The 24235-nt window shown below is 70.1% G+C and carries 30 protein-coding genes; 13 read left to right on the top strand and 17 right to left on the bottom strand.

The window, feature by feature from the left end; translation table 11 throughout:
* Positions 1-15: 15 nt before the first annotated feature.
* Together KZC57_RS13185 and KZC57_RS13180 are read right to left on the bottom strand one after the other, a co-directional pair.
* Positions 16-666: a TlpA disulfide reductase family protein gene (locus KZC57_RS13185; RefSeq protein ID WP_082749996.1), complete on the bottom strand. Its 651-nt coding sequence runs from the start codon at positions 664-666 to the stop codon at positions 16-18.
* 55 nt (positions 667-721) lie between these two features.
* Complete coding sequence (locus tag KZC57_RS13180) at positions 722-1126, bottom strand: MerR family transcriptional regulator (protein ID WP_105949300.1); 405 nt, start codon at positions 1124-1126, stop codon at positions 722-724.
* Between the two features lie 55 nt (positions 1127-1181).
* Here KZC57_RS13180 and KZC57_RS13175 point away from each other — a divergent pair, with 55 nt between their 5' ends.
* Positions 1182-2075 carry an NAD(P)/FAD-dependent oxidoreductase gene (locus KZC57_RS13175; protein WP_247641943.1) on the top strand — a complete coding sequence of 298 codons (894 nt, stop codon included), beginning with the start codon at positions 1182-1184 and terminating at the stop codon, positions 2073-2075.
* Positions 2076-2141: 66 nt separating this feature from the next.
* On the opposite strand, the gene KZC57_RS13170 is transcribed toward KZC57_RS13175, so the two are convergent.
* Positions 2142-2783 carry a histidine phosphatase family protein gene (locus tag KZC57_RS13170; protein ID WP_101847304.1) on the bottom strand — a complete coding sequence of 214 codons (642 nt, stop codon included), beginning with the start codon at positions 2781-2783 and terminating at the stop codon, positions 2142-2144.
* A 1-nt stretch (position 2784) separates the two neighbouring features.
* Positions 2785-3174 (bottom strand): DUF5684 domain-containing protein, encoded by a 390-nt coding sequence (locus KZC57_RS13165; protein ID WP_025104449.1) that lies wholly within the window; start codon positions 3172-3174, stop codon positions 2785-2787.
* A 132-nt stretch (positions 3175-3306) separates the two neighbouring features.
* Between KZC57_RS13165 and aspS the strand changes: the two genes are divergently transcribed.
* Positions 3307-5085: an aspartate--tRNA ligase gene (gene aspS, locus KZC57_RS13160; protein ID WP_025104450.1), complete on the top strand. Its 1779-nt coding sequence runs from the start codon at positions 3307-3309 to the stop codon at positions 5083-5085.
* A 105-nt stretch (positions 5086-5190) separates the two neighbouring features.
* Here aspS and KZC57_RS13155 read toward each other — a convergent pair whose 3' ends face one another.
* Positions 5191-5964, bottom strand: a complete 774-nt coding sequence (locus tag KZC57_RS13155) for a TSUP family transporter (protein WP_060921721.1) — start codon at positions 5962-5964, stop codon at positions 5191-5193.
* 105 nt (positions 5965-6069) lie between these two features.
* Here KZC57_RS13155 and KZC57_RS13150 point away from each other — a divergent pair, with 105 nt between their 5' ends.
* From KZC57_RS13150 to KZC57_RS13130, 5 genes are all read left to right on the top strand, one after another.
* Entirely contained in the window at positions 6070-6585 is a 516-nt protein-coding gene (locus KZC57_RS13150; RefSeq protein WP_247641942.1) for a GNAT family N-acetyltransferase, read from the top strand.
* Between the two features lie 135 nt (positions 6586-6720).
* Positions 6721-7860 carry an ABC transporter substrate-binding protein gene (locus KZC57_RS13145; protein ID WP_247641941.1) on the top strand — a complete coding sequence of 380 codons (1140 nt, stop codon included), beginning with the start codon at positions 6721-6723 and terminating at the stop codon, positions 7858-7860.
* Positions 7857-8795 carry an ABC transporter permease gene (locus KZC57_RS13140; protein WP_374206613.1) on the top strand — a complete coding sequence of 313 codons (939 nt, stop codon included), beginning with the start codon at positions 7857-7859 and terminating at the stop codon, positions 8793-8795. The genes KZC57_RS13145 and KZC57_RS13140 overlap by 4 nt, the downstream gene beginning before the upstream one ends.
* Complete coding sequence (locus KZC57_RS13135) at positions 8792-9583, top strand: ABC transporter permease (protein ID WP_247642186.1); 792 nt, start codon at positions 8792-8794, stop codon at positions 9581-9583. Before KZC57_RS13140 ends, KZC57_RS13135 begins: the two co-directional genes overlap by 4 nt.
* On the top strand, positions 9580-10671 hold the full coding sequence (locus KZC57_RS13130) for an ABC transporter ATP-binding protein (protein ID WP_247641940.1): 1092 nt from the start codon (positions 9580-9582) through the stop codon (positions 10669-10671). Before KZC57_RS13135 ends, KZC57_RS13130 begins: the two co-directional genes overlap by 4 nt.
* A 100-nt stretch (positions 10672-10771) precedes the next feature.
* Here the strand turns inward: KZC57_RS13130 and KZC57_RS13125 are convergent, their stop codons facing one another.
* The 10 genes from KZC57_RS13125 to KZC57_RS13080 all read right to left on the bottom strand — a co-directional run bounded on the left by KZC57_RS13125 (position 10772) and on the right by KZC57_RS13080 (position 16354).
* Positions 10772-11527 (bottom strand): amino acid ABC transporter ATP-binding protein, encoded by a 756-nt coding sequence (locus tag KZC57_RS13125; RefSeq protein WP_060921706.1) that lies wholly within the window; start codon positions 11525-11527, stop codon positions 10772-10774.
* Positions 11524-12321 carry an amino acid ABC transporter permease gene (locus KZC57_RS13120; protein ID WP_060921705.1) on the bottom strand — a complete coding sequence of 266 codons (798 nt, stop codon included), beginning with the start codon at positions 12319-12321 and terminating at the stop codon, positions 11524-11526. The genes KZC57_RS13125 and KZC57_RS13120 overlap by 4 nt, the downstream gene beginning before the upstream one ends.
* A gap of 34 nt (positions 12322-12355) precedes the next feature.
* A complete protein-coding gene (locus KZC57_RS13115) occupies positions 12356-13168 on the bottom strand; it encodes a basic amino acid ABC transporter substrate-binding protein (protein ID WP_060921704.1) in 813 nt (270 codons plus the stop codon).
* A 143-nt stretch (positions 13169-13311) separates the two neighbouring features.
* Complete coding sequence (locus KZC57_RS13110; protein WP_025104460.1) at positions 13312-13614, bottom strand: Dabb family protein; 303 nt, start codon at positions 13612-13614, stop codon at positions 13312-13314.
* The gene (locus KZC57_RS13105) at positions 13611-13907 is read right to left on the bottom strand and encodes a glutaredoxin family protein (protein WP_060921703.1); all 297 of its coding nucleotides are present in this window, start codon (positions 13905-13907) and stop codon (positions 13611-13613) included. The genes KZC57_RS13110 and KZC57_RS13105 overlap by 4 nt, the downstream gene beginning before the upstream one ends.
* Positions 13904-14206 (bottom strand): rhodanese-like domain-containing protein, encoded by a 303-nt coding sequence (locus tag KZC57_RS13100; RefSeq protein WP_247641939.1) that lies wholly within the window; start codon positions 14204-14206, stop codon positions 13904-13906. Before KZC57_RS13100 ends, KZC57_RS13105 begins: the two co-directional genes overlap by 4 nt.
* A 79-nt stretch (positions 14207-14285) precedes the next feature.
* Complete coding sequence (locus KZC57_RS13095; protein ID WP_003792170.1) at positions 14286-14384, bottom strand: 30S ribosomal protein bS22; 99 nt, start codon at positions 14382-14384, stop codon at positions 14286-14288.
* A gap of 114 nt (positions 14385-14498) precedes the next feature.
* A complete protein-coding gene (locus KZC57_RS13090) occupies positions 14499-14690 on the bottom strand; it encodes a helix-turn-helix domain-containing protein (RefSeq protein ID WP_025104463.1) in 192 nt (63 codons plus the stop codon).
* Between the two features lie 75 nt (positions 14691-14765).
* Positions 14766-15692, bottom strand: a complete 927-nt coding sequence (locus tag KZC57_RS13085; protein WP_105949293.1) for a cyclase family protein — start codon at positions 15690-15692, stop codon at positions 14766-14768.
* A gap of 245 nt (positions 15693-15937) precedes the next feature.
* On the bottom strand, positions 15938-16354 hold the full coding sequence (locus KZC57_RS13080; RefSeq protein WP_060921700.1) for a helix-turn-helix transcriptional regulator: 417 nt from the start codon (positions 16352-16354) through the stop codon (positions 15938-15940).
* 104 nt (positions 16355-16458) lie between these two features.
* Here KZC57_RS13080 and KZC57_RS13075 point away from each other — a divergent pair, with 104 nt between their 5' ends.
* Genes KZC57_RS13075 through KZC57_RS13060 form a run of 4 tightly spaced genes read left to right on the top strand, consistent with a single transcriptional unit; the run spans position 16459 to position 20962 of the window.
* A complete protein-coding gene (locus tag KZC57_RS13075; protein ID WP_025104469.1) occupies positions 16459-17889 on the top strand; it encodes a TrkH family potassium uptake protein in 1431 nt (476 codons plus the stop codon).
* The gene (locus tag KZC57_RS13070; protein WP_025104470.1) at positions 17882-18553 is read left to right on the top strand and encodes a TrkA family potassium uptake protein; all 672 of its coding nucleotides are present in this window, start codon (positions 17882-17884) and stop codon (positions 18551-18553) included. The genes KZC57_RS13075 and KZC57_RS13070 overlap by 8 nt, the downstream gene beginning before the upstream one ends.
* Before the next feature lie 58 nt (positions 18554-18611).
* On the top strand, positions 18612-19388 hold the full coding sequence (locus KZC57_RS13065; RefSeq protein ID WP_247641938.1) for an ABC transporter ATP-binding protein: 777 nt from the start codon (positions 18612-18614) through the stop codon (positions 19386-19388).
* Complete coding sequence (locus KZC57_RS13060; RefSeq protein WP_247641937.1) at positions 19370-20962, top strand: hypothetical protein; 1593 nt, start codon at positions 19370-19372, stop codon at positions 20960-20962. The genes KZC57_RS13065 and KZC57_RS13060 overlap by 19 nt, the downstream gene beginning before the upstream one ends.
* A 217-nt stretch (positions 20963-21179) precedes the next feature.
* Here the strand turns inward: KZC57_RS13060 and proC are convergent, their stop codons facing one another.
* Complete coding sequence (gene proC, locus KZC57_RS13055; RefSeq protein WP_247641936.1) at positions 21180-22019, bottom strand: pyrroline-5-carboxylate reductase; 840 nt, start codon at positions 22017-22019, stop codon at positions 21180-21182.
* Between the two features lie 59 nt (positions 22020-22078).
* On the opposite strand from proC, the gene KZC57_RS13050 reads away from it, so the two are divergent.
* Positions 22079-23050, top strand: a complete 972-nt coding sequence (locus KZC57_RS13050; RefSeq protein ID WP_060921696.1) for a cation diffusion facilitator family transporter — start codon at positions 22079-22081, stop codon at positions 23048-23050.
* Between the two features lie 4 nt (positions 23051-23054).
* On the opposite strand, the gene KZC57_RS13045 is transcribed toward KZC57_RS13050, so the two are convergent.
* Positions 23055-23510, bottom strand: coding sequence for a nucleoside deaminase (locus tag KZC57_RS13045; protein ID WP_060921695.1), 456 nt, complete (start codon positions 23508-23510; stop codon positions 23055-23057).
* Positions 23511-23591: 81 nt separating this feature from the next.
* Between KZC57_RS13045 and upp the strand changes: the two genes are divergently transcribed.
* Positions 23592-24224: a uracil phosphoribosyltransferase gene (gene upp, locus KZC57_RS13040; protein WP_025104476.1), complete on the top strand. Its 633-nt coding sequence runs from the start codon at positions 23592-23594 to the stop codon at positions 24222-24224.
* The last annotated feature ends 11 nt before the right edge of the window (positions 24225-24235 follow it).

The following is a 24235-nucleotide window of genomic DNA, read 5'->3' as shown; positions in this document are numbered from 1 at the left end:
ACGACCTCGCGGACATCAGGAGTCCTCCGCCAGCGCGTCCTTGACGAGCGTGGAGAGCACGGAGGTGCCGTCGATCGGACCGATGATCTTCGCGGCGACGCGGCCCTGCTTGTCGAGCACGAGCGTGGTGGGGGTGGCCGAGATCGGCACGACCTTCGCGAAGGCGAGCTTGGCCTGGGCGGTGTCCACGTCGATGAGGCTCGGGTAGGTGATCCCGAACTCGTCGGCGAACGCGACAGCCGTGTCCGCCTGGTCGCGCGTGTTGATGCCGATGAACTGCACGTCCGCGTCCTGGTGCTCCTGCCAGACGGCCTCCAGGTCGGGGGCCTCGACGCGGCACGGGGCGCAGCCGGCGTACCAGAAGTTCACGACCGCGACCTTCCCGGCGATGTCGGCGCTGTCGAAGTCCTCGCCGTGCTCGGTGACCCCGGCGAACTCGACCGGCTCGCCGCGTTCGGCGACGGGGATCTCGACGATCGCGCCGTCGGCCGCGACATAGCCGGTGTTCTCGCCGTTCAGGAACGACTCGCTCACGGCGTCGGGAGCGCAGGCGCTCAGACCGACGGCGAGCACCGCAGCGAGCGCGGCTCCGCCCAGGCGGCCGAGGGGCCGAAGACGGGAGGGGCGGCCGTTGCGGATCGGGTGAATCCTGGAAGCGCGGGACACGTCTCCGAGTTTACGCAGAGCTTCCTATGCATCGGCCGGGTACCCCCGGGGGGAGTCAGAAGCGCGCGAGCACGTCGTCCACCCCGGCGCGGAACCGCGGACAGGTCGCGATGTCGTGCGCCCGGCACCCCATGGCGTGCTCGGTCATCTCCCGCGATCGCCGCATCTCCTCCATCCGCCGGTCGAGGTCGTCGAGATGTTGCTGCAGCACCTGATGCCGCCCGGCGCTGCCGTCGTCGAGGAGCACCGCGATCTGGTCGAGGCTCATCCCGGCGGCCTTGCTGCGCTGGATGACGGCGATGCGTACGACTTCGTCCTCGCCGTACCGTCGCCGGCCCGCCGGGTCGCGGGGCGGCCGCAGCAGTCCGACCGTCTCCCAGTGCCGCAGGACGTTCGTCGGAAGGTCGAACCGCGCGGCGACCTCGCCGACGGACCACGGGTGCGGGGCGCTTGACTTCATGTTGACATGAAGTCACAGACTGGTGCCGAACGCAAGACGCGAGAAGGGAACCCCCATGTACGACGCGATCGTGATCGGTGCCGGCCCCGCCGGACTCCAGGCGGCGCTCACCCTCGGACGGATGCACCGGCCCGTGCTCCTGCTGGACTCCGGCGAGTACCGCAACGGCACCGTGCGGCACATGCACAACATGATCGGCGCCGATGGGAAGGCCCCGGCGGACCTCCGCGCCCAGGCCCGCACGGAGCTCGCGGCCTATGCGGACGTCGAGGTGCGCGACGTCGCGGCGCAGCGGATCTCGGGCGACGCGGAGACGGGCTTCACGGTGAGCTTCGCCGACGGATCGGCGACCGACGCCCGACGGGTGGTCCTGGCGACCGGCGTTGCGGACGACCTCCCGCCGGCGCCGGGTCTCGCCGAGCTCTGGGGCGTCCGCGTCTTCAGCTGCCCGTTCTGCGACGGACACGAGCACGCCGGGAAGCCGATCGCGATCCTCGGGGCGGCTCCCCGGGCGGCCCATCTGATCGGGTTGCTCGGCCGTATCGTCGGCGAGATCACGGTGGTCCCGGTGGGAGAGCCGTTCGCCGCGGAGGACCGTACCGCGCTGGAGGAGCTCGGGGTGCGGGTGGCCTCCGCTCCGGTCGAGGCTGTCGCCGCAGACGGAGACGGGGTGCGGGTGCGCAGCGCAGAGGGCGACCTCGACGTCGCGGGGGTGTTCGTGGCCTCCGGCACGATGCGGCACCGGGCGCCCTTCGCCGCGGACCTCGGGCTCCGGCTCCTGGAGTCGGGGTCCATCGAGATCGACGAGTTCGGGAGGACGTCGCTCCCGGGGGTCTTCGCCGCGGGCGACCTCGCCCATCGCGCGACCCTCCCCGGCCCGATGGCCTCGGTCCTCCTCGCCGCCGCCGCAGGACAGCTCGCCGCGGTGGGGGTGCTCCAGTCCCTCTGACTTCGAGTCGCCCGATTGGTCCCATCTCCGGGCCGGATGGGGCCATTCAGGCGATTCGAACGTGGGTCAGACGGCCCCGACGTCGACAGCACCGCCGGTCGCGGCGGGCTCGGCGTACGAGACCTCGCGCCAGACGTCGCCCACGCGTTCGAACGAGGTCACACTCGACAGGGCGCAACGGCGGGTCCGCGGATCGTGCTGCAGCGGGAGGCCGGCCACGCGGAGGTGCGTGATCCAGATCGGCGCCTGATGCGACACCATCACGATGTCCCCCGCGGTCGGGATCTCGGCCGCGGCCGTCCACGCCTCGTCCATCACGCCGAGCATGCGCTCCGCGATCGAGGCGTACGGCTCCCCCCAGCTCGGCAGCGACGGCTGACGCAGGTGCCACCAGTTCATCGGGTTCATGAGCGACCGCCGCATCCGGGTGCCCTCGAACACGTTCGTCGGCTCGATCAGGCGGATGTCCGTCTCGGGCTCGAGGTCGAACACCTCCGCGAACGGGGCGGCCGACTCCTGCGCACGCTCCAGCGGCGACGCGAACAGGGCGGTCACGGGATCGCCGAGCCCCGCCACGTGCTCCGCCGCCGCCTGGGCCATCTCCTCCCCCGCGGTGCTGAGGTGATAGTCGGGCAGCCGTCCGTAGAGCACGCGGGACGGGTTGTGCACCTCACCGTGGCGAACGAGGTGCAGAAGTGATGCCGCCACGTCAGACCTCGCGGTACCGGGAGTCGCCGAACCCGAGGATCAGATAGCCGATGTAGGGGAACAGGAACAGCAGGAAGAACGAGAACACCCCGCCTTTGCCGAAGCGCGCGCCGAGCTTGAACGCGACGATGACCCCGAGGATGAAGTTCGCGATCGGCACGAGGTAGAGCAGGGCGAACCAGCCCGACATCCCGGCGATCTTCACGAGGAACACGACGTTGACGATCGGGATGATCGCGAGGATGCCGGGGTACCCCGCCTTCGTGAAGACCTTCCACAGGCCGACCACGACGAGGATGTAGAAGATGAGGGCGATGAGTCCCGTCGTGCCGGAGAAGATCGCGCCGAACAGGTCGGGAAGGCCGTTGCCATCCGAGATGGAGAGGTGCATGGGGGTCCGCCTTTCGTCGTGGCGATCCTACTGAGGTGCCGCTGCTCCGCGCTGGCGACCCGGCCGGGAAGGGCCGGGACGCCCGCGTAGACTGGGCGGGTTCATCTTTCCCCGGATCAGGAGGAATCCTCCGTGCTGCGCACCCACTCCGCAGGCTCCCTGCGCGCCGAGAACATCGGTCAGACCGTCACCCTCACCGGGTGGGTCGATCGTCGTCGTGACCACGGAGGCGTCGCTTTCATCGATCTGCGGGACGCGTCGGGCATCGCCCAGGTCGTCATCCGCGACGAGGAGATCGCCCACCCGCTGCGCAACGAGTTCGTCCTCAAGGTCACCGGCGAGGTGTCGCGGCGCCCCGAGGGCAACGCGAACCCGAACCTCCCCTCCGGCGAGATCGAGGTCATCGCGGCCGACGTCGAGGTGCTGAACGAGTCGGCCCCGCTGCCGTTCCAGGTCTCGACCGCACTGGCCGACACCGAGACCGTCGGCGAGGAGGCGCGCCTGAAGTATCGCTACCTCGATCTCCGCCGCCCGGCCGCCGCCTCCGCGCTGCGCCTGCGGTCCGACGTCTACAAGGCGATCCGCGACGTGCTGCACGCCGAGGACTTCACCGAGGTCGAGACCCCGACCCTCACCCGTTCCACGCCGGAGGGCGCCCGCGACTTCGTCGTCCCGGCCCGTCTGCACCCGGGCAGCTGGTACGCCCTGCCCCAGTCGCCGCAGCTCTTCAAGCAGCTGCTCATGGTCGGCGGTGTGGAGAAGTACTTCCAGATCGCCCGCTGCTACCGCGACGAGGACTTCCGCGCCGACCGTCAGCCCGAGTTCACGCAGCTCGACATCGAGATGAGCTTCGTCGACCAGGAGGACGTGATCGCCCTCATGGAGTCGCTCATCGTGGCGATGTGGAAGACGATCGGCGTCGAGGTGCAGACCCCGCTGCCGCGGATGACGTACGCCGACGCCATGGCGAAGTACGGCTCCGACAAGCCCGACCTCCGCTTCGGACTCGAGCTCGTCGAGGCGACGGACTACTTCAAGGACACCCCGTTCCGCGTGTTCCAGGCCGAGTACGTCGGTGCGGTGCGCATGCCCGGCGGTGCCAGCCAGCCGCGCAAGCAGCTCGACGCCTGGCAGGACTGGGCCAAGCAGCGCGGCGCCCGTGGTCTCGCCTACGTGCTGTTCAACGAGGACGGCACCCTGGGCGGCCCCGCCGCGAAGAACCTGTCCGAGGCCGAGCAGGCCGGACTGGCCGAGTTCGTCGGCGCCGAGCCGGGCGACTGCGTGTTCTTCGCCGCCGGTGCCACCAAGGAGAGCCGGGCGCTGCTCGGCGCCGCACGGGTCGAGATCGGCCGTCGCCTCGGCTACCTGAACCCGGACGAGTTCGCCTTCACCTGGGTCGTCGACGCCCCCATGTTCGAGCCGGCCGCCGACGCGGTCGCCTCCGGTGACGTCGCGGTCGGCGCGGGTGCCTGGACGGCCGTGCACCACGCGTTCACGGGTCCGAAGCCCGAGTTCGAGGACACGTTCGACACCGACCCCGGATCGGCCCTCGCCTACGCGTACGACATCGTGTGCAACGGCTCGGAGCTCGGCGGCGGGTCCATCCGCATCCACCGCGAGGACATCCAGAAGCGGGTCTTCGAGGTCATGGGCATCAGCGACGAGGTGGCGCAGGAGCAGTTCGGCTTCCTCCTCGACGCGTTCAAGTTCGGCGCTCCCCCGCACGGCGGCATCGCGCTCGGCATGGACCGGGTGCTCCAGCACCTGACGAAGACCGAGTCGATCCGCGACGTCATCGCCTTCCCGAAGTCCGGGAACGGTTTCGATCCCCTCACCTCCGCTCCCGCGCCGATCACCCCCGAGCAGCGCGCCGAGGCCGGTGTGGACTTCACCCCCGAGGACGAGGCCTGACCCGCCGAGACCCCGTCTTGCCGCCGAGACCCCGGGACACTGCCGCTGGCAGCCCGGGGTCTCGTCGCGTACCCGGGGTCTCGGCGAAGAGAGAAAGAAGGGAAATCAGGCGAAGAGGGGGGCGAGGTTCTCGTTCCACACGTCGACGCCGAGCTTCGCGATGAGAGCCACCACGACGACGAGGAACACCACGCGGATGAACGTCGTGCCGCGGGAGATGGCCATCCGCGAGCCCAGGTAGCTGCCCCCGACGTTCGCGACCGCGAGGATGCCCCCGAGCAGCCACAGCACCGAACCGTGCGGGATGAAGAGGAGCAGCGCCCCCGCGTTCGTCGCGAGATTCACGATCTTGGCCTTCGCGCTCGCCTGCAGGAAGTCGTAGCCCAGCAGCGCGACGAGGGTGATCACGAGGAAGGTGCCCGTCCCCGGACCGATCATCCCGTCGTAGAACCCGATACCGAGCCCGGCGAGCCCGGCCATGATGTGGTGCTTGTGCCCGTGGAAGCGCAGCTGCGTCGCCGCCCCGAGCTGCGGCCGGAGCGCCGTGAACAGGGCCACCGCCAGCAGGGCGATCACGATGATGGGCTTGAAGGCGGCCGGGGGCAGCACCGTGGCGACCGCCGCGCCCCCGAACGAGCCGATCAACGCGATCACCGCCATCGGCAGGGCCGTACGGAGGTCGGGCTTGGCCCGGCGGTAGTAGGTGATGCTGCTGGTCGCGGTCCCGAACACGGAGGCGAGCTTGTTCGTCGCGAGCGCCTGGACCGGGGCGATGCCGGGGATGAGGAGGAGCGCCGGGAGCTGCAGCAGCCCTCCGCCGCCGACGACCGCGTCGATCCACCCGGCGCTGAACGCCGCCACGATGATGAGGATCAGCATCCCCCAGGTGAGCTGCTCGAGTCCGAGGAGGCTGCCGATATCCACTCCGCCATGATTCCAGACACGCGGGCGCCGTCCCGCATCCACCGCTGGCAGACTGGGCTCATGCTCGCCGCTCTCCCGCTTCCGCATCCGTTCGCGTCGAGGAGCGGGGACGCCATGCTCCGGCGGGCGACCGAGGCCGATGCCGACGCCGTCATCGCGCTGCTCGCCGACGATCCGATCAGCGCCGCCCGCGGCGACGTGGCGTCCGACGAGGACCGTCCGGCGTACGAGCGCGGCCTCCGCGAGATCCTGGCCGATCCCTCCAACGACCTCCTCGTGGTCGAGCTCGACGGCGCGGTGGTCGGCACCCTTCAGCTCACGTCGATCCCGGGCATGGCACGCCGCGGCGCCCGGCGGCTGCTCGTCGAAGCGGTCCGGGTGCGCAGCGACCTGCGCTCGTCCGGCATCGGCTCCGCGGTCATGCGCTGGGTCGGCGACGCGGCGGCGCCCGCGCTCGGTGCGGCCATGGTGCAGCTCACCTCCGACGCCGCCCGCACCGACGCCCACCGGTTCTACGAGCGCCTCGGCTACGTGGGCTCGCACCGCGGCTTCAAGTACACCGTCCCGCAGCGGTGAATCCGCGGCGCATCGCCGCGCCACCCGCCCGACACCGACCGTTCACCCGCACCGCTCCGTGTGGCTACCTCGGACTCGTAGTGTCCTCTCGCAACCCGACACCGGCTCACAGCGCCGGACACCGAGAGGACACTCATGGCACGCTCCATCCGCCGCGCACGCATCGGCGCCGGCATCGCCCTGGCCACCGCGGCCGTCATCGCTCTGACCTCCTGCGCCTCCGCGACCGACACCCCGGCCGCCGGTGACGACGCCGTGGACGCGGCGAGCGCGACCTCCGTCGAGGACTTCGGCTCGTTCGCCGATCTGGAGGCGGCCGCGAAGGAGGAGGGTCAGCTCAATGTCATCGCCCTCCCCCGCGACTGGGCGAACTACGGCGAGATCCTCGACCTGTTCGCGGAGAAGTACCCCGAGATCACCATCAACGAGGCCTCGCCCGACGTCTCCAGCGCCGAGGAGATCCAGGCGGCCGAGACGAACAAGGGCCTCGACACCGCCCCCGACGTCTTCGACCTCGGCCTCACCGTCGCTCTGCAGAACACCGATGCCTTCGCTCCTTACAAGGTCCAGACCTGGGACGACATCCCCGACGAGCTGAAGGAGCCCACCGGCCTCTTTGTCGGCGACTACGGCGGCTACATGTCGATCGGCTACGACTCCTCGAAGTTCGAGGCGCCGGCTGAGCTGTCCGACCTGCTCTCCGCCGACTACAAGGGTGCCGTGGCCATCAACGGCGACCCGACGCAGGCCGGCGCCGCCTTCGCCGCCGTGGGCCTGGCGACGGTGCAGTCGGACGGCACGCTCGACGACTTCCAGCCGGGCATCGACTTCTTCGCCGACCTGCAGAAGGCAGGGAACCTCCTCAAGGTCGACGTCACGACCGCGACCGTCGCCAGCGGCGAGACCCCCGTGGTCTTCGACTGGGACTACCTGAACGCGGCCCACACGGCCGACAACCCGGACTGGAAGGTCGTGGTCTTCGACGGCACCGGCTACGCGGGCTACTACAACCAGGCCATCAACGTCGACGCCCCGAACCCGGCCGCCGCGCGTCTGTGGCAGGAGTTCCTCTACAGCGACGAGGTGCAGAACCTGTGGCTGAAGGGCGGCGCCCGTCCGGTGCGCATGGAGGCGATGACCGAGGCCGGCACGATCGACGAGAAGCTCGCGGCCGCTCTCCCCGAGGCCCCGGAGGAGACCGTCGTGCCGACCGAGGAGCAGTCCGAGAACGCCGGCACGCTGCTCGGCGAGAAGTGGGCAGCGGCGGTCCAGTGACCACCGTCGTCGCACCGGGGGTGGACGCCGCGGCGTCCGCCCCCGGCACCACCGCCGGACCCGCGTCGCACACGCGGGCCCGGCGGTCGGTGCCATCCGTGGCGTGGCTGGGGCTCGTACCGTTCGCCGCCTACGTGCTGCTCTTCCTCGCCGTGCCGACCGTGCTCGCGATCGGCTCCGGGTTCTTCGACGGCGACGGTGCTTTCACCTGGACGAACGTCGCCGCCCTCGGCGACCCGGTGGTGCTCACGACCTTCGCGAACTCGGCGGGGCTGTCGCTGCTCACCGCGGCGGTCGGTGCGGTCGTGGGCGCCCTCGTCTCCTACGCTCTGCTCGGCATGAACCCGGACGGCGTCGTGCGCCGCTCCGTGGACGCGGCCGCCGGGGTCCTCGCGCAGTTCGGCGGCGTCATGCTCGCCTTCGCCTTCATCGCCACGATCGGCATCCAGGGCGTGGTCACGGTCTTCCTCCGCGACACGTTCGGCATCGACATCTTCGCCGAGGGCACGTGGCTGTACGAGCTTCCCGGCCTCATCCTCCCGTACATCTACTTCCAGGTGCCGCTCATGGTCATCACCTTCCTGCCCGCCCTCGCCGCCCTGAAGCCGCAGTGGGTCGAGGCGAACCTCACCCTCGGGGGCAGCAGGGCGAGCTTCTGGCTGCGGATCGGCCTCCCGGTGCTGGCGCCGTCGTTCCTCGCCAGCCTGCTGCTGCTCTTCGCGAACGCGTTCTCCTCGTACGCCACGGCCGCGGCGCTCGCGAGTCAGGGCTCGCAGATCGTCCCGCTGCAGATCCGCACGGCGCTCACGAGCGAGACCCTGCTCGGCCGGGAGAATCTCGCGGGCGCTCTCGCCCTCGGCATGATCGTCGTGGTCGGCGTCGTGATGGCGCTGTACTCGGTCATCCAGCGACGCGCCGCGCGGTGGCAGGCATGAACGGCCTCGCCCCGTCCCGCGCGAGCCGTGCGGTGATCGGCATCGTGGTCGGCGCGTTCTTCGCTGTGCCTCTCGTGTCGACGTTCCTCTTCACGCTGCGCGGCACGGACGGCCTCTCCTTCGCGCACTGGGCCGCCCTCTTCGACCCCGCGGCGTCGGCGACCCTCAATCCCATCTGGACGGGGCTCGGCAACTCGCTGATCCTCGCAGTGGTGACCGTGGCGATCGTGCTGTTCCTCCTGGCCCCCACGATGATTCTCGTGAACCTGCGCTTCCCCAGACTGAAGGCGGCCTTCGAGTTCGTCGCGCTCCTCCCGATCTCGATCCCCGCGATCGTCCTCGTGGTGGGCCTCGCGCCGATCTACCTGCAGATCGGTCGCACCGTCGGCACCGGCACCTGGACCCTCGCCTTCGCCTACGGCGTCACCGTCCTCCCCTTCGCGTTCCGCTCGATCCAGGCATCCATCGATGCCGCCGATCTGCGCACGCTGTCCGAGGCAGCACGCTCGCTCGGGGCGGGGTGGACGACGGTCGTGCTCCGTGTCCTCGCGCCGAACCTCCGACAGGGCCTGCTCGCCGCCGCGCTGATCTCCATCGCGGTGGTGCTCGGGGAGTTCACGATCGCGTCCCTCCTCAACCGGCACGTCTTCCAGACGGCGATGGTCGTGGTGCAGAAGCAGGACCCGTTCGCGCCCGCGATCTTCACGCTGCTCGCCCTGCTGTTCGTCTTCCTCCTGCTCTTGCTCATCGGCCGCGTCGCCCGCGGTCCGCGAAAGGCCCGCTCATGACCCTCGATCACGCGCTCCCGCGCACCAAGGACAACCTGCTGCTCGCCCAGGCCGGCGAGGGCACGCGGGTCGAGCTGCACGGCATCGTGAAAAGCTACGGCGGCACGAGGGTGCTGCACGGCGTCGACCTCGACATCGCTCCCGGGGAGTTCGTCTCGCTGCTCGGCCCGTCCGGCTGCGGGAAGACCACCCTGCTCCGCGTGCTCGCCGGACTCGAGGGCGCCGACGAGGGGACTGTCCTCCTCGGCGGCGGAGATGTCTCGCGGGTGCCGACCAACCGGCGCGACATCGGGATGGTGTTCCAGTCGTACTCGCTGTTCCCGCACCTCCGCGTCGTCGACAACACGGCCTTCGGGCTCCGTCGTCGGGGTGTCGGCACGACCGAGGCGGCGCGACGGGCCCTCGACGCGCTCGCCCTCGTGGGCCTCGCCGACCTCGCCGACCGGTTCCCGCACCAGCTCTCCGGCGGACAGCAGCAGCGGGTCGCCCTGGCTCGCGCCCTCGTCACGGAGCCTCGGGTGCTGCTGCTCGACGAGCCCCTGTCGGCGCTCGACGCCAGGGTGCGCGTGCAGCTCCGCGACGAGATCCGGCGCATTCAGCTGCGGCTCGGCATCACGACCGTGTTCGTCACGCACGATCAGGAGGAGGCCCTCGCGGTGTCCGACAGGATCGCGGTCATGAACGCGGGTCGCATCGAGCAGATCGGCTCCCCGGAAGAGCTGTACACGACCCCTGCGACCGCCGAGGTCGCCGCGTTCGTGGGCCTCTCCAGCGTCGTGTCCGGGGTCGCCGAGGGCGATCACGTCGTCGTGTGGGGGCAGCGTCTTCCCTTGCAGACCCCCGCCGACGGCCCCGTCGACGTATACCTCCGTCCGGAGAACGTCCGCTTCACCTCCGCGGAGGACGCCGCCACCGATGCGCTCGTGGAGGAGAGCACGTTCCTCGGCAGCATGCGGCGGACCCTCGTGCGCACGGAGTCGGGTGAGCTCGTCCGCGTGCAGCACGATCCCGCCGTGCACCCGTCGTTCGGCGACCGCGTCCGCATCGCGGTGACCCCTGTCCCGGTGGTCGCGCGCCCCCGCGGCTGATCGAGACCCCGGGTTCACGACGAGACCCCCGGCTGCAGACGTCTGCGGCCGGGGGTCTCGGCGAATGCCCGGGGTCTCGGCGACTCCGGGGCGAGGAGAACTACAGGACGCGGGAGAGGAAGTCCTTCGTGCGCTGGTGCTGCGGATTCGCCAGCACCTCGCGGGGGTCGCCCTCCTCGACGATGTGTCCGCCGTCCATGAAGATCAGCCGCGAACCGACCTCGCGCGCGAAGCCCATCTCGTGCGTGACGACGAGCATCGTCATGCCCTCGTCGGCCAGCGACCGCATGACCTGCAGCACCTCGCCGACGAGCTCCGGGTCGAGGGCCGACGTCGGCTCGTCGAACAGCATCATGTCGGGGTTCATGCACAGCGCCCGGGCGATGGCCACGCGCTGCTGCTGCCCGCCCGAGAGGTGCCCGGGGTACGCGTCGGCCTTCTCCGCGAGACCGACGCGCTCGAGCATGGCGCGGGCCACCTTCTCGGCTTCCGCCTTCGAGCGCTTCTTCACCCGCTGCTGCGCGATCGTGAGGTTGCCGAGCACGCTGAGGTGCGGGAAGAGGTTGAAGCTCTGGAACACCATCCCGATACGGGTGCGCACGCGGTCGATGTCGATGTCGGGATCGGTGATGTCGATGCCCTCGATGAGCACCTTGCCGCCCGTGGGCTCCTCCAACAGGTTCACCGAGCGGAGCAGCGTCGACTTCCCGGATCCGGACGGGCCGATCACGCAGACGACCTCGCCGGCGAGCACCGTCAGGTCGATGCCCTTGAGCACCTCGTTGTCGCCGAAGCTCTTGTGCAGGTCCTGGATCGCGATCGCCGGGGCCTGCACGTCGATCAGGTCGGTGCTCATCGTGTCCTCGCCATCCGACGCTCGAGCCACGCGCTGAGACGCGTGAGCGGGATCGTCACGATCAGGTAGAGGATCGCCGCCATGATCAGCGGCGTTCCGTTGGCGTTCTGCGTCGCTGCGTCACGAGCGAAGTTCGTGAGCTCCTTCGACCAGATGAAGGAGCCCGCGACGAACAGCAGCGACGTGTCCTTCAGCAGCAGCACGAACTCGTTCGTCAGCGGCGGGATGATGATCCGGAAGCCCTGCGGGACCACGATCCAGAAGGTCGTCTTCATGGGCGACATGCCGAGCGAACGCGCCGCCTCGGTCTGTCCCTTCGGGACTGCCTGGATTCCCGCCCGGATCGTCTCTGCCATGTAGGCGGAGGCCACGAGGATCAGACCGATCAGGCCCAGGACCACCGGCCCGCCGAGGCGGGTCGCCGGCACACCGAGACCGATCGGCAGGATGAACGCGATCGCGAAGATCGTGAGGATTGCGGGCAGACCGCGGAACAGCTCGATCCACGCCGTCGCGATCCACCGGAACGGCGCGATCACCGAGAGCTTCATCAGCGCCAGCAGGATGCCGAGCAGCAAGCCGCCTGCGAACGCCACCGCCGTGAACCACAGGGTGTTGACGAGCGCCGTGGTGATGATGCCCGGGAGCATCTTCGCCGCGACCTCGGGGTTGAAGTAGAGCTGCGCGATCCGCGCCCAGTCGGTGCTGACGATCGCCCAGACGACGATCGCGAGCAGCACCGCGTAGATCGAGTACCGGTACAGCTTCTGTTTCGTGGTGCGCCTCAACGCCATTGTCAAGGTCCTCCCGACCGACTCAGCTCTCGACTCAGTTGGCCGTGAAGTACTCGTTGTAGATGGTGTCGTACTCGCCGTTGTCCCGGAGCTCCTGCAGAGCCTCGTTCACGGCCTCGCGGAGTTCGTCCTTCTCCCCCTTGGCGAAGGCGAAGCCGTAGGACTCGTCGGTCTCGTACGTCTCGACGATCTTGTAGGCGGAGTCGGCCTTCTCGTGCTCGAGGTTGACGGGCTGATCCTGCAGGATGGCGTCGATCTGCCCGGCCTGCATCGCGGGCCACAGTTCGCCGTCGGACGGGTACTGCACGAGCTGCGCGCCCTTCGCGTTCTCCGTGGCGTAGGCCTCGCCGGTCGTGCCCTGCTGAACGCCGACGTTCTTGCCGTCGAGGTCGTCGATGGACTTGATCCCCGAGTCGGTGCGCACGAGGAGCGACTGCAGCGAGTCGTAGTACGGGTCCGAGAAGTCGATGTTGGCCTTGCGCTCGTCGGTGATCGTCATGGCCGAGGCACCGATGTCGCACTGGCCGGCGGCGAGAGTCGTGCCGGACTGCAGCGCATCGAAGCCCACATCCTGCACGGAGAGCTCGAGGTCGAGCTGCTCGGCGATCGCACCGAGGAGGTCGATGTCGAAGCCGGTGTACTCACCGTCGTCGCCCTCGAACTCGAACGGCGGGTAGGGGATGTCGGAGCAGACGGTCAGCTTGCCCGCCTCGATGAGTCCGTAGTCGTCACCGGCAGCGGACTCGCCGCCGCTGCCCGCATCGGAGGAGCCGGTGGCGCATCCGGCGAGTGCGAGGGTGGCGGTGGCCGCGATCGCGAGGCCGGCGAAGAGGTTACGACGGGACATGTCGGCTCCTGGGAGTCGGGGGGCGGGTGAGCCCACGGACGGGTAGGAGTTCATCTAAACACGCGGCTAGTCGCGTGACCAATGACATCCCCTCGCGCCGCATTACGTTTGTGTTTCGGTGCCGCGGGGACGACGCTCGACGCTCAGAGCTCGGCGTCGACCGCCACACGGCCGGAGACGACCGAGCGGATGTACCCGGCGACCTCCTCGTGCGCAGGGTGCACCTGGTACTGCTCGAGGTCGGCGACGGAGTCGAAGTCCGCGACCAGCGTCACGTCCCAGTTCGCGTCCGGGTAGACGTCGTTCGCACCGGCCCAGATGCTGCGCAGCTGCGGCACGACTCCGTCGAGGGCGTTGAGCCGACGGGCGACCTCGGCCGCCTGGGCCTGTCGCTCCCCCGCGTCCTCAGCGGCGAGCTTCCAGGTCACGACATGGCGGATGGTCATCGCAGCTCCTTCTGGTCGGCGCGGGCCTCCGCGTCGACGGCTTCTTCCAGCGCCTCGCGCAGTCGGTCGGGGGACACCCGCCAGTGCGCATGCATTCGCCCGTCGATGAGGACGACGGGGATCTTCTCCCACCACTGCTCGTACAGGGCGGGGTCGTCCTGGATCGACGCCTCGACGATCTGGATGCGCTCCGCGGCGGCGTCCGGCAGTTCGGCGACGACCGCGTCGACGACCTCGGAGGCCACGGCGCACAGATGGCAGTCGGGCTTGCCGATGAGGGTCAGCGTCGTCACGACGACGGGACCTCGACCTCGCGTCCCTGCGCGATCCACTCGCCGGTACCGCCCTCGACGTTGGTGGCGTCGTAACCGCGGGCCTCGAGCGCCTCGACCACGCGGGCCGAGCGGCCGCCGGCCTGGCAGATCACGTCGAACGACTCGGCGGGGAGCTCGTCCAGGCGGTTGCCGATCTCCGACATCGGGATGTTCACGGCGCCGGGAACGTGGCCCGCCTGGAACTCGTTCGCCTCCCGGACATCGATGAGGGGCGTGCCGGAGCGCTCGGCGAGTTCGGCGACGGTGATCGACTTCATGACATCCTCTCGGCGGTGCGGAACGGCGCGCAGAGACACAAAGCGCCCGTCCGAAGACAGGCGCTCGGTGTCTGGCCGCTTACTTCTTGTTGCGGCGCTGGTGGCGAGTCTTGCGAAGCAGCTTGCGGTGCTTCTTCTTCGCCATGCGCTTGCGGCGCTTCTTGATGACAGAACCCACGGAAACCTCACTAAGTCAGGGGCTGGGTGTCGCCGGAATCGGACACCCGGGTACGAGCACGAAAAATGCCTCGGATCATCCTAGCAAACTCAGAAGGGTGCCCCGCGCCCTCCGTCAGCCGGCGTCGGCGATGGGCCGCTGCAGAGCCTCCGCGACGGCGGACTCCGGCACGCGGTAGCTCCGTCCGAATCGGATGGCGGGGAGGTCACCGGCGTGCACGAGCCGGTACACGGTCATCTTGGACACGCGCATGAGCTCGGCGACTTCGGCCACCGTCAGGAATCGGACGTCTGGAACCTCGGGCATCCCACGTACCCCTTTCTCGATGAGCACACTCTATGGGGTCGCTGGGACGCGTGTAAACCCGCGTGGCTGTTGTGATCAGTGGGATGTCGGCACGGTCGCGAACGCCCGGACCGGGAACGTCCCGAACCCGTGGATCGCCGGAGGCGCCGCGGTGAACCGCGCCCCGCGCGCGGGGAGGCGATCCAGAGCGGTGAGGTGCTCGACGACATGCACGCCCGCCGCGAGGAGGATGCTGTGCGCCGGCCGCTCCCCGCCGCTCTCCGTGTCGTCGATGTTGAGCGCGTCGATGCCGACCAGGCGCACCCCCGCGTCCACGAGGAAGCGCGCCGCGTCCTCGGTGAGGAAGGGCGAGCCGGTGCCGTATGCGGGCGTGCCGAACAGCCGGCTCCAGCCGGTGTCCAGGAGCACCGCGCTGTCGCGGAGCTCACGATCCGCGAGCGTCGCAGCCTTGATGCCGCGCCGATCGGGCGTCCACGCGTCGCGGAGGTGGAAGACCTCGGCGGGCAGGTCCACGAGGGTGTCAAGGTCGAGCGACGCCAGGTCGGCCCCGTCCGCATAGCGGTGGAACGGCGCGTCGAGATAGGTGCCCGTGTTGCCGATCATCGTGATCACGTCCATCGCGAACTCCGTCCCCGGCGCGTAGCGCTCGCGCGAGGCCGCGCGGGTGAGGTGCGGGGTGATGGTCGGCGCCGGCAGCCCGGGATAGGTGACCATGCCCTCCGCGATCGGGTGGCTCAGGTCCACGACCCGTTCGGTGCGGTCTCCACGAGCCGGAGCCGCGACGCCACGGCTGCCGCGGTGCGGCTCGGCGACGATCTGCAGGTCGCGGAGCTCGACCTCGCCCACGAGTGCCAGACCGAGGTGCGACACGAGCAGCCCGGAGATCTCCTCGACCGTCATGTCTCTCGTCGGCAGATCGAGTCGGAACCCCTGCCCCTGCAATCCGCCGCCGTTGGCGAAGGTGATCGCGAAGTCGAAATGCGCGCGGTACTCGTCCGTCATGGGCCCATCCTGCCGGAGACAGCCGACACCGTGATGTGCGCGCCCGCCCTGCTCGAACCAGCACACCGACGTCCAGCCCGCGCATAGCCCGCATTGCCCGATCGCTCAGACAGCCCTGCCACTGTCGGTGCGGGACCCGTGCCGGCACCTGCCGAGTCCGCGCGGATCTGGGGTCCGCACACCGCCCCCGACGGCATCCCCCCTGCCGTCGGGGGCGGTTCCCGTCCGTGCAGGGGCGCGCGGGATCAGGCGCCGAGGCGCTTCAGCGCGTTCGTGACCACGTGCTTGGCGGACGCGGCCGCACGCCCGACGACCTCGGCCGCGTGCGCAGCGCTGTCGGGGATCGGGGCGCCGGGGTACGCGATGTCCGGGGCGGCATCGCCGAACGCGTCGACGAGGAAGGGGACCAGCCAGTCGTCGACGGCCTCCAGCGGCGCGACGGACAGGCTGTAGAAGCGACGCTGCCCGTCTTCGCGGACGGTGACGAGCTCGGCGTCGCGGAGCACCTTGAGGTGCTTGGAGACCGTGGGCTGGCTGATGCCGAGGTCGGCCACGATCTGGCTCACGCTCGTGCCGGACTCGCCTTCGGACGTGCGTCGGAGCAGGAGCTGGAGGATGTCGCGCCTCGTACCGTCTGCGATCACGTCGAAGATGTCCGTCATGTGATCAGGGTAGTGCGCCCCGGCACGGAGTACCATGACGAAGGCTCGGCGAGAGGCGCCGCGCGGCCGCCGGGGAACGGACGGCGCAGAAGAAGGGGGCAGCGATGTCGGGCATCGTTTCGGCGTCGTCTCCTCGCACCGGTCTCCCCGGAGCCGCCGGCCGGGTGAAGCACCTCATCACCTCGTCGCCGTCCCGGTTCGCCATCGCGGTCTTCGCGCTGCTGATCCTCGTGTTCACGGTGCTGTTCTCGCTGCCGATCGCGTCCGCCAGCGGCACGGTGACACCGCTCAGCGACGCGCTCTTCACCGCCGTCTCCACGATCTGCGTGACGGGCCTCGCGACCGTCGACATGGCCAACCACTGGTCGCCGTTCGGGCACGTCGTCGTGTTCATCGGCGTCAACATCGGCGCCCTCGGCGTGCTGACCCTCGCCTCCCTCATGGGGATGCTCATCTCGAAGCGCCTCGGGCTGCGCGCGAAGCTCATGGCGGCGGGCGACACGAACCCGCTCCGGGCGCACGGCGGCGTGGTCAACGAGAGCCAGACCGTGCGCCTCGGCGAGGTGGGCCAGCTGCTCACCACGGTCGCCCTCTCCGCCCTCTTCATCGAAGCGGCCCTCGCGGCCCTCCTGTATCCGGCGCTGGTGATGGCGGGGGTCGACCCGATCGCCGCGCTCTGGGAGGCCCCGTACTTCTCGGCGATGGCGTTCACCAACACCGGCTTCGCCCCGAACGACGGCGGAGTGGCCGTCTTCGCCGACGACTACCTCGTGCTGTCGCTGCTCATGGTCGGCGTGTTCCTCGGGAGCATCGGCTTCCCGGTGATCTACACGCTCGCGAAGCACGTCTGGCACGTCAAGCGGTGGTCGCTGCACTCGAAGCTGACCATCGTCACCACGGTGCTGCTCTTCATCCTCGGCGCGGCCGCCTTCCTCATCCTCGAGTACGACAACCCCAAGACCTTCGGGTCGATGGACGCCGCGGACACGACCTTCCAGGCGTTCTTCCTCTCCGCGATGACCCGCTCCGGCGGCTTCAACGTCATCGAGATGGACGACCTCAACGGCTCGTCGCTGCTCGCCGCCAGCATGCTCATGTTCGTCGGCGGCGGGTCGGCGTCGACGGCGGGCGGCATCAAGGTGACCACGCTCGCGGTCCTCGCGATCGCCGTCTGGTCCGAGGCGAAGGGCCGCCAGTCCGTCGAGGCGTTCGGCCGCCGCATCCCCAGCGACGTGCAGCGCGTCGCGCTCAGCGTCGTCGCCTGGGGCGCGACCATCGTGGCCCTGTCGACCATCGTGATCGCGCAGATCACCAAGGCGGACATCAGCCATGTGCTCTTCGACGTCATCTCCGCGTTCGGCACGGTCGGGCTCTCGACGGGCCTCACCGGGGAGCTTCCGGATTCCGCCTCGTACGTCATGGCCGCGACGATCTTCATGGGCCGCGTTGGTACAGTGACTCTCGCTGCGGCAGTCGCCGCGACATCGCGCACGCAGTACTACTCACTGCCCGTGGAAAGGCCAATCGTTGGTTGAAGTCCTTCGGGGGGACGCTCCCGTCCTCGTCATCGGTCTCGGCCGGTTCGGTGCCGCCTGCGCCGGCGAGCTCGACCGCCTCGACCGCGAGGTCCTCGCGATCGACGACAACCTCGAGCTCGTGCAGAAGTGGTCGGACCGCGTCACGCACACCGTGCAGGCCGACGCCCGCAACATCGACGCCCTCCGCCAGATCGGCGCCCAGGACTTCCAGGTCGCGGTCGTCGCCGTCGGATCCTCGATCGAGGCGTCCGTGCTCATCACGGCGAACCTCGTCGACCTCAAGGTGCCGCAGATCTGGGCGAAGGCGGTCTCGCAGTCGCACGGCAAGATCCTGGCCCGCGTGGGCGCCAACCACGTCATCTACCCCGAGCGTGAGGCCGGCGAGCGGGTCGCCCACCTCGTGAGCGGGCGCATGCTCGACTTCATCCGCTTCGACGACGACTTCGTCCTGGCCAAGATGTACCCGCCGAAGTTCATCCGCGGCGTCGGCCTGAACGAGTCCGGTGTGCGCTCGAAGTACAAGGTCACGGTCGTCGGCGTGAAGAGCCCTGGCAAGCCGTTCCGCTACGCGGAGGCCAACACGATCGTGACCAACCACGACCTCATCATCGTCTCCGGGACGAACAGCGACATCGAGCGCTTCGCCGCCCTCGACCGCTGAGCCGGGTCCTCCCCGCGGCGGATGCGCCGGTCGCGGCAGGCGTGGTGGGATGGGGGGCATGAGCGATCACGCCCCCGCACCGCCCGTCCTCGCCCTCCGCGGGCTCCGCAAGCAGTTCGGCCAGAAGCTCGCCGTCGACGCGCTGTCGCTGGACGTCCCCGCGGGCTCGATGCTGGGGCTGCTCGGCCCGAACGGTGCGGGCAAGACGACGACGCTCGCCATGACCACGGGGCTCCTGCGCCCGGACGCCGGGACCGCCTGGGTGCTCGGCGCCGACGTCTGGCAGGATCCGGCCGCCGCGAAAGCGCGGATGGGGGTGCTCCCCGACGGCATCCGGATGCTCGACCGCCTCACCGGCGCCGAGCTGCTGCGGTACACCGGCCTGCTGCGCGGGATGCCGGAGGCGGAGGTCGTCTCCCGCTCCGGTGAGCTCCTCGACGCCCTCGGCCTGACGGAGGCGGGCGACACCCTCGTCGTCGACTACTCGGCCGGCATGAAGAAGAAGATCGGCCTGGCCTGCGCGCTCATCCACGCGCCGCGGCTGCTGATCCTCGACGAACCGCTCGAGGCGGTGGACCCGGTCTCCGGACAGACGATCCGGCAGATCCTCCGCTCCTTCGTGGACGGCGGCGGCACGGTCGTCCTCTCCAGCCACGTCATGGAGCTCGTCGAGTCGCTGTGCGACCGCGTCGCCATCGTGGCCGAGGGGCGTCTGCTCGCCCACGGCGCCCTCGACGAGGTGCGCGCCGGACTCACGCTGCAGGAGCGCTTCCTCAGTCTCGTCGGCGCCCACGACCTCGGAACGGAGACCCTCGCGTGGTTGCGCTCCTCGTAGGTCTGCGGCTGCGACAGCTCGGGCATCAGCTCAGGCGCAACCCCTGGATGATCGTGACCCTCGCGATCGTGGGTCTCATCGCGCTGAGCATGCTCGGGCTGCTCACCGTCGGGCTGATCGCCCTGCGGGTGGGAGCTCCCGACGCCGCCGTGACCGCGATGGTGCTCACCGGCGCCATCATCGTGCTCGGGTGGTGGATCGGGTCGATCCTGGTCAGTGCGGATGACTCGCTGGCGCCCGAGCGCTTCGCCCTGCTCCCGGTGACCGCCCGCACCCTCCTCCCCGGTCTCGTCGTGGCGGGGATGACGACGATCGGCGGCATCGGCACCGCCCTGGCCCTGCTGCTGATGCTCGTGGGATGGTCGGTCAGCGTGCCGGCCCTCCTCGTCGCGGTGCTCATGGTCCCCGTGGCCCTCGCGACCTGCGTCCTCGGCGCCCGCGTCGTCAGCGGTCTGCTCGCGGGGTGGCTCGCCCGTCGGCGGACGCGCGACCTCGTCCTCACCCTCGGCGTCGTGCTGCTGGCGTCCTCCGGCCTCCTCCTGAACATCGGGCTGCAGGCACTGTCGACCGTGCGCGACGTCGGCGGCGCCTTCACCGCGGTCGCCGAGATCGCCGCGTGGACGCCGGTCGCCGCCGTGTTCGGCGTCCCGGCCGCGGTGGCACAGGGCGACGTCATCACCGCCCTCCTGCGGCTGCTCGTCGCCGCCGCCACCCTCGCGGTCTTCTGGGTCGCCGCGCGCCGGATGCTCGCTGCGCGCCTCGTCGCTCCCCTGCAGTCGAGCGGGGGCGGACGCGTGCGCTCGGGAGGCGTGCTCGACCGCCTGCTGCCCGCGGGACCCGTCGGCGCCATCGCGGGACGGACGCTCCGCTACTTCCGCCGCGACCCGCGTCAGGTCGTCAACATCGTGATGCTCCTGCTACTCCCCGCGATCTTCCTCGGGCTCGCGCTCATGAACGGACTGCAGCAGGACAGTGCCGGCTTCGCGCCCGCGATCACCCTCATCCCCGCGATCAACGCCCTGCTCGCCGGGAGCATCGTGCAGATGGCGATCGCCTACGACAACGACGCCGTCGCGCTGCACATCCTGACCGGGGTGAGCGGGACCGCCGACCGCCTCGGACGCCTGCTCGGGTTCGCGCTGGTGGCGGTGCCGATCACGATCCTCCTGTGCGTCGTGACCTGTCTGCTGGCCGGGCGTCCGGACCTGCTTCCGGGCAGCCTGGGCGCTGCTCTCGGACTCATGGCGGTGTCGGCGGGCGCGGGCTCCTGGGTGGGCGCGTTCCTGCCGGGGCGAGCTCCGGCTCCCGAGGCCAACCCGTTCGGACGCGGCTCCTCCGGCGGCGCGCAGTCCTTCCTCGCGATGCTCATCATGTCGCCGATCACGCTGCTGCTCGGCGGCCCCGCCCTCGGCTTCGCGATCGCGTCGATCTGGATCCCGCCGCTGGGCTGGGCGAGCCTCACGGCCGCCGTCGTGCTCGGTGGGGTCGCGCTCTGGGGCGGCACGGTGCTCGGCGGGCGCACCCTGCAGCGGCGCTGGCCCGAGGTGCTCGCCGAGGTCGCCAGCGAGGCCTAGCCGCACCTCGCCGCAACAGGCACTCGCGCGCGTTCAGGCTCCAGGAGCACTGGCTGCCTGAACCCGCGTGGCAGCCTGTTCTCGCGTGGATGCCTGCTCCCGCGACCTCTCGCCGCAACAGGCACTCGCGCGCGTTCAGGCTCCAGGAGCACTGGCTGCCTGAACTCGCGTGATCGCCTGTTCTCGCGGGGTGGAGGCGCGCGAGAACAGGCAGGGATCAGGCGCCGGCGGCGAGCTCCTTCGCGCGGGCGAGAGCGGCGGCAGCGGCGGCGGCGAAGGTGTCGGACAGGTGCGCGTCCTGGAGCACGGCGACCGCGCGCTCCGTCGTCCCCTTCGGGCTCGTCACCCGGCGGCGCAGCTCGGCGGGGTCCTCCCCCGTCGAGTCCAGCAGCGCGGTCGCGCCGATGAAGGTCTGCTCGGCCAGCAGCCGGGCGTCCGCGTCGGCGAAACCCATCTCCCGCGCGGCTGCGGTGAACTGCTCGATGAGGAGGAAGACGTAGGCGGGACCGGAGCCCGAGATCGTCGAGAGCGCATCGATCTGCGCCTCCGGGACCTCCACCACCGCCCCCACCGCCTCGAACAGACGACGCACGAGCGCGACGTCGTCGGGGGTCGCCGCGGCGCCGGCCGCGAGGCCCGTGACCCCCTTGCGGATCGTCGACGGGGTGTTCGGCATGGAGCGGATGACGCGGGCCTCCGGGCCGAGGACATCCGCGAACGTCTGCAGCGTGACTCCCGCGGCGAGGCTCACCACGACGGTCTCGGGGCTGAGGTGCGGCGCGATCTCGCGGAGCAGGTCGGGGACCATCGCCGGCTTCACCCCGACCAGGACCACTCGTGCGCCGGCCACGGCGTCGGCATTGCCCTCCGGCCGCTCGGACAGCGCGATGCTGGTGACGCCGTCCAGGCCCGCGAACGCCTCCGCCTTCTCCGGCGTGCGGTTCGTCGCGGTGATCCCTCCGTCCACAGGGACCCCCGAGGCGAGCACACCGCGGAGGATCGCTCCTCCCATGGATCCGGCACCGAGGAACGCGAGAGACGGGAGCGCATCAGCCATGTCGTCATCCTACGGCGGGCGCTCCTGTGCCGCTCGGGCTCCCGTCCTAGACTCGTCGCATGAGTGCATCCGGAGGCAGCAAGGCCATCGTCGCGGCGTTCCTGGCGAACCTGGGCATCGCTCTCGCGAAGTTCCTCGCGTGGGCCCTCTCGGGCTCGGCCTCGATGCTCGCCGAGGCGATCCACTCCGTCGCCGACTCGGGGAACCAGCTGCTGCTGATGCTCGGCGGCCGCAAGGCGAAGCGCCACGCGGACCGCTCGCACCCGTTCGGCTACGGCCGCGAACGCTACGTCTACGCGTTCGTCGTGTCGATCATCCTCTTCTCCGTCGGCGGGCTTTTCGCGATCTACGAGGGCGTGGAGAAGCTCACCCACCCGCATGAGATCGACCAGACCTGGTGGTGGCTCCCGCTCGTCGTGCTGTTCATCGCGATCGGCCTGGAGTCGTTCTCGCTGCGGACCGCCGTGCGCGAGAGCAACGTCGTCCGCGAGAAAGGCCAGTCCTGGTTCTCCTTCGTCCGGCGGTCCAAGGCGCCGGAGCTCCCCGTGGTCCTCCTGGAAGACGTCGGGGCCCTCACCGGCCTCACCTTCGCCCTGCTCGGCGTCGGCCTCACGCTCCTCACCGGCAACCCTGTGTTCGACGCCCTCGGCACGGTGATGATCGGCGTCCTGCTCGTGCTCATCGCGATCGTGCTGGGCGTGGAGACCAAGAGCCTGCTCGTCGGCGAGGGCGCGACCCCCGCCGATTACGACCGCATCGTGGACGCGATCAACGACGGTCCGGAGATCGAGAAGATCATCCACATGAAGACCCTCTACCTCGGGCCGGACGAGCTGATGGTCGCCGCGAAGATCGCGCTCAACGCCGACAAGCCGCTGCGCGAGGTCGCCGACGACATCGACGAGATCGAGGCCCGCATCCGCGCCGCCGTGCCGGTCGCCCGGGTCGTCTACATCGAGCCGGACGTCTACCGTCCCGCGATCGATCCGGAGCCCTCGACGGACGTGTTCGTCCTCAAGTCCTCGGACTGAGCGTTCAGCGACGGTCCTCGAAGAAGGCACGCAACAGAGCGATGGACGCGTGCTCGTCCACGCCGCCGATCACCTCCGCGCGATACGGCAGGCGGCGGTCACGCAGCACGTCGTACATCGAGCCGGCCGCTCCCGCCTTGTCGTCCCACGCGCCGAAGACCACGCGGCCGATGCGTGCCTGGAGGATCGCGCCGGCGCACATCACGCAGGGCTCGAGGGTGACGACGAGTGTGCAGCCGTCGAGGTTCCACGACCCGCGGACCGATGCCGCGCTGCGGATCGCCTCGATCTCGGCGTGCCCGGTCGGGTCGTGCGTGGCCTCGCGGGTGTTGCGCCCTTCGGCCACGACAAGGCCGTCCGCGTCGAGCACGACGGCACCGACGGGGATCTCCGCGGCGGCGGCGGCCTCGGCGGCGAGCTCGAGCGCACGCTGCATCGCGAGGCGGTCGGCGGCGGTCATGCCCCGAGCCTACGGCAGCACGGGGCGGCCGCCACGGCACCCGATGTCGTGCGCGGACGCGGCGCGCATTAGCCTGTATCCATGCGTGTTCACGTCGCCGACCACCCTCTCATCACCCACAAGCTCTCGGTGCTGCGCGACGCGCGCACCCCGTCGCCGGTCTTCCGCCAGCTGACCGAAGAACTCGTGACGCTCCTCGCGTACGAGGCGACGCGGAATGTGAAGGTCACGCCCATCGAGATCACGACGCCGGTCACCACGACCACGGGTGTGAAGATCTCCGAGCCGCGACCCATCGTCGTCCCCATCCTGCGCGCCGGTCTCGGCATGCTCGAAGGCCTCGTCAAGCTCCTCCCCACCGCGGAGGTCGGGTTCCTCGGCATGGTCCGCGACGAGGAGACCTTCGAGCCCACCACCTACGCAGAGCGGCTTCCGGACGATCTCTCCGACCGCCAGTGCTTCGCGATCGACCCGATGCTCGCGACCGGCGGCTCTCTCGCCGCGGCCATCCAGTTCCTGTTCGACCGCGGCGCGAAGGACGTCACCGCGATCTGTCTGCTGGGCACCCCGGAGGGCGTGGCCGCGATCGAGGCGATGGCCGGCGACCGCGATGTGACCCTCGTCCTCGGAGCTCTCGACGAGCGCCTCGACGAGAAGGGCTACATCGTGCCCGGCCTCGGCGATGCGGGCGACCGCCTCTACGGCACCGTCTGACCTCGCTCGCG

The organism is Microbacterium sp. KSW4-4, assembly GCF_023091185.1.
Classification (GTDB): Bacteria; Actinomycetota; Actinomycetes; order Actinomycetales; family Microbacteriaceae; genus Microbacterium; species Microbacterium paraoxydans.
This window is presented reverse-complemented; position numbering and strand designations above follow the sequence as displayed.

Bases quoted from the DNA above. Each gene is read 5' to 3' on its own strand.
- KZC57_RS13180 (WP_105949300.1), bottom strand. From the start codon at position 1,126: ATGAAGTCAAGCGCCCCGCACCCGTGGTCCGTCGGCGAGGTCGCCGCG.
- KZC57_RS13175 (WP_247641943.1), top strand. From the start codon at position 1,182: ATGTACGACGCGATCGTGATCGGTGCCGGCCCCGCCGGACTCCAGGCG.
- KZC57_RS13165 (WP_025104449.1), bottom strand. From the start codon at position 3,174: ATGCACCTCTCCATCTCGGATGGCAACGGCCTTCCCGACCTGTTCGGC.
- KZC57_RS13155 (WP_060921721.1), bottom strand. From the start codon at position 5,964: ATGCTGATCCTCATCATCGTGGCGGCGTTCAGCGCCGGGTGGATCGAC.
- KZC57_RS13150 (WP_247641942.1), top strand. From the start codon at position 6,070: ATGCTCGCCGCTCTCCCGCTTCCGCATCCGTTCGCGTCGAGGAGCGGG.
- KZC57_RS13145 (WP_247641941.1), top strand. From the start codon at position 6,721: ATGGCACGCTCCATCCGCCGCGCACGCATCGGCGCCGGCATCGCCCTG.
- KZC57_RS13135 (WP_247642186.1), top strand. From the start codon at position 8,792: ATGAACGGCCTCGCCCCGTCCCGCGCGAGCCGTGCGGTGATCGGCATC.
- KZC57_RS13130 (WP_247641940.1), top strand. From the start codon at position 9,580: ATGACCCTCGATCACGCGCTCCCGCGCACCAAGGACAACCTGCTGCTC.
- KZC57_RS13125 (WP_060921706.1), bottom strand. From the start codon at position 11,527: ATGAGCACCGACCTGATCGACGTGCAGGCCCCGGCGATCGCGATCCAG.
- KZC57_RS13120 (WP_060921705.1), bottom strand. From the start codon at position 12,321: ATGGCGTTGAGGCGCACCACGAAACAGAAGCTGTACCGGTACTCGATC.
- KZC57_RS13115 (WP_060921704.1), bottom strand. From the start codon at position 13,168: ATGTCCCGTCGTAACCTCTTCGCCGGCCTCGCGATCGCGGCCACCGCC.
- KZC57_RS13110 (WP_025104460.1), bottom strand. From the start codon at position 13,614: ATGACCATCCGCCATGTCGTGACCTGGAAGCTCGCCGCTGAGGACGCG.
- KZC57_RS13100 (WP_247641939.1), bottom strand. From the start codon at position 14,206: ATGAAGTCGATCACCGTCGCCGAACTCGCCGAGCGCTCCGGCACGCCC.
- KZC57_RS13090 (WP_025104463.1), bottom strand. From the start codon at position 14,690: ATGCCCGAGGTTCCAGACGTCCGATTCCTGACGGTGGCCGAAGTCGCC.
- KZC57_RS13085 (WP_105949293.1), bottom strand. From the start codon at position 15,692: ATGACGGACGAGTACCGCGCGCATTTCGACTTCGCGATCACCTTCGCC.
- KZC57_RS13080 (WP_060921700.1), bottom strand. From the start codon at position 16,354: ATGACGGACATCTTCGACGTGATCGCAGACGGTACGAGGCGCGACATC.
- KZC57_RS13075 (WP_025104469.1), top strand. From the start codon at position 16,459: ATGTCGGGCATCGTTTCGGCGTCGTCTCCTCGCACCGGTCTCCCCGGA.
- KZC57_RS13065 (WP_247641938.1), top strand. From the start codon at position 18,612: ATGAGCGATCACGCCCCCGCACCGCCCGTCCTCGCCCTCCGCGGGCTC.
- proC (WP_247641936.1), bottom strand. From the start codon at position 22,019: ATGGCTGATGCGCTCCCGTCTCTCGCGTTCCTCGGTGCCGGATCCATG.
- KZC57_RS13050 (WP_060921696.1), top strand. From the start codon at position 22,079: ATGAGTGCATCCGGAGGCAGCAAGGCCATCGTCGCGGCGTTCCTGGCG.
- KZC57_RS13045 (WP_060921695.1), bottom strand. From the start codon at position 23,510: ATGACCGCCGCCGACCGCCTCGCGATGCAGCGTGCGCTCGAGCTCGCC.
- upp (WP_025104476.1), top strand. From the start codon at position 23,592: ATGCGTGTTCACGTCGCCGACCACCCTCTCATCACCCACAAGCTCTCG.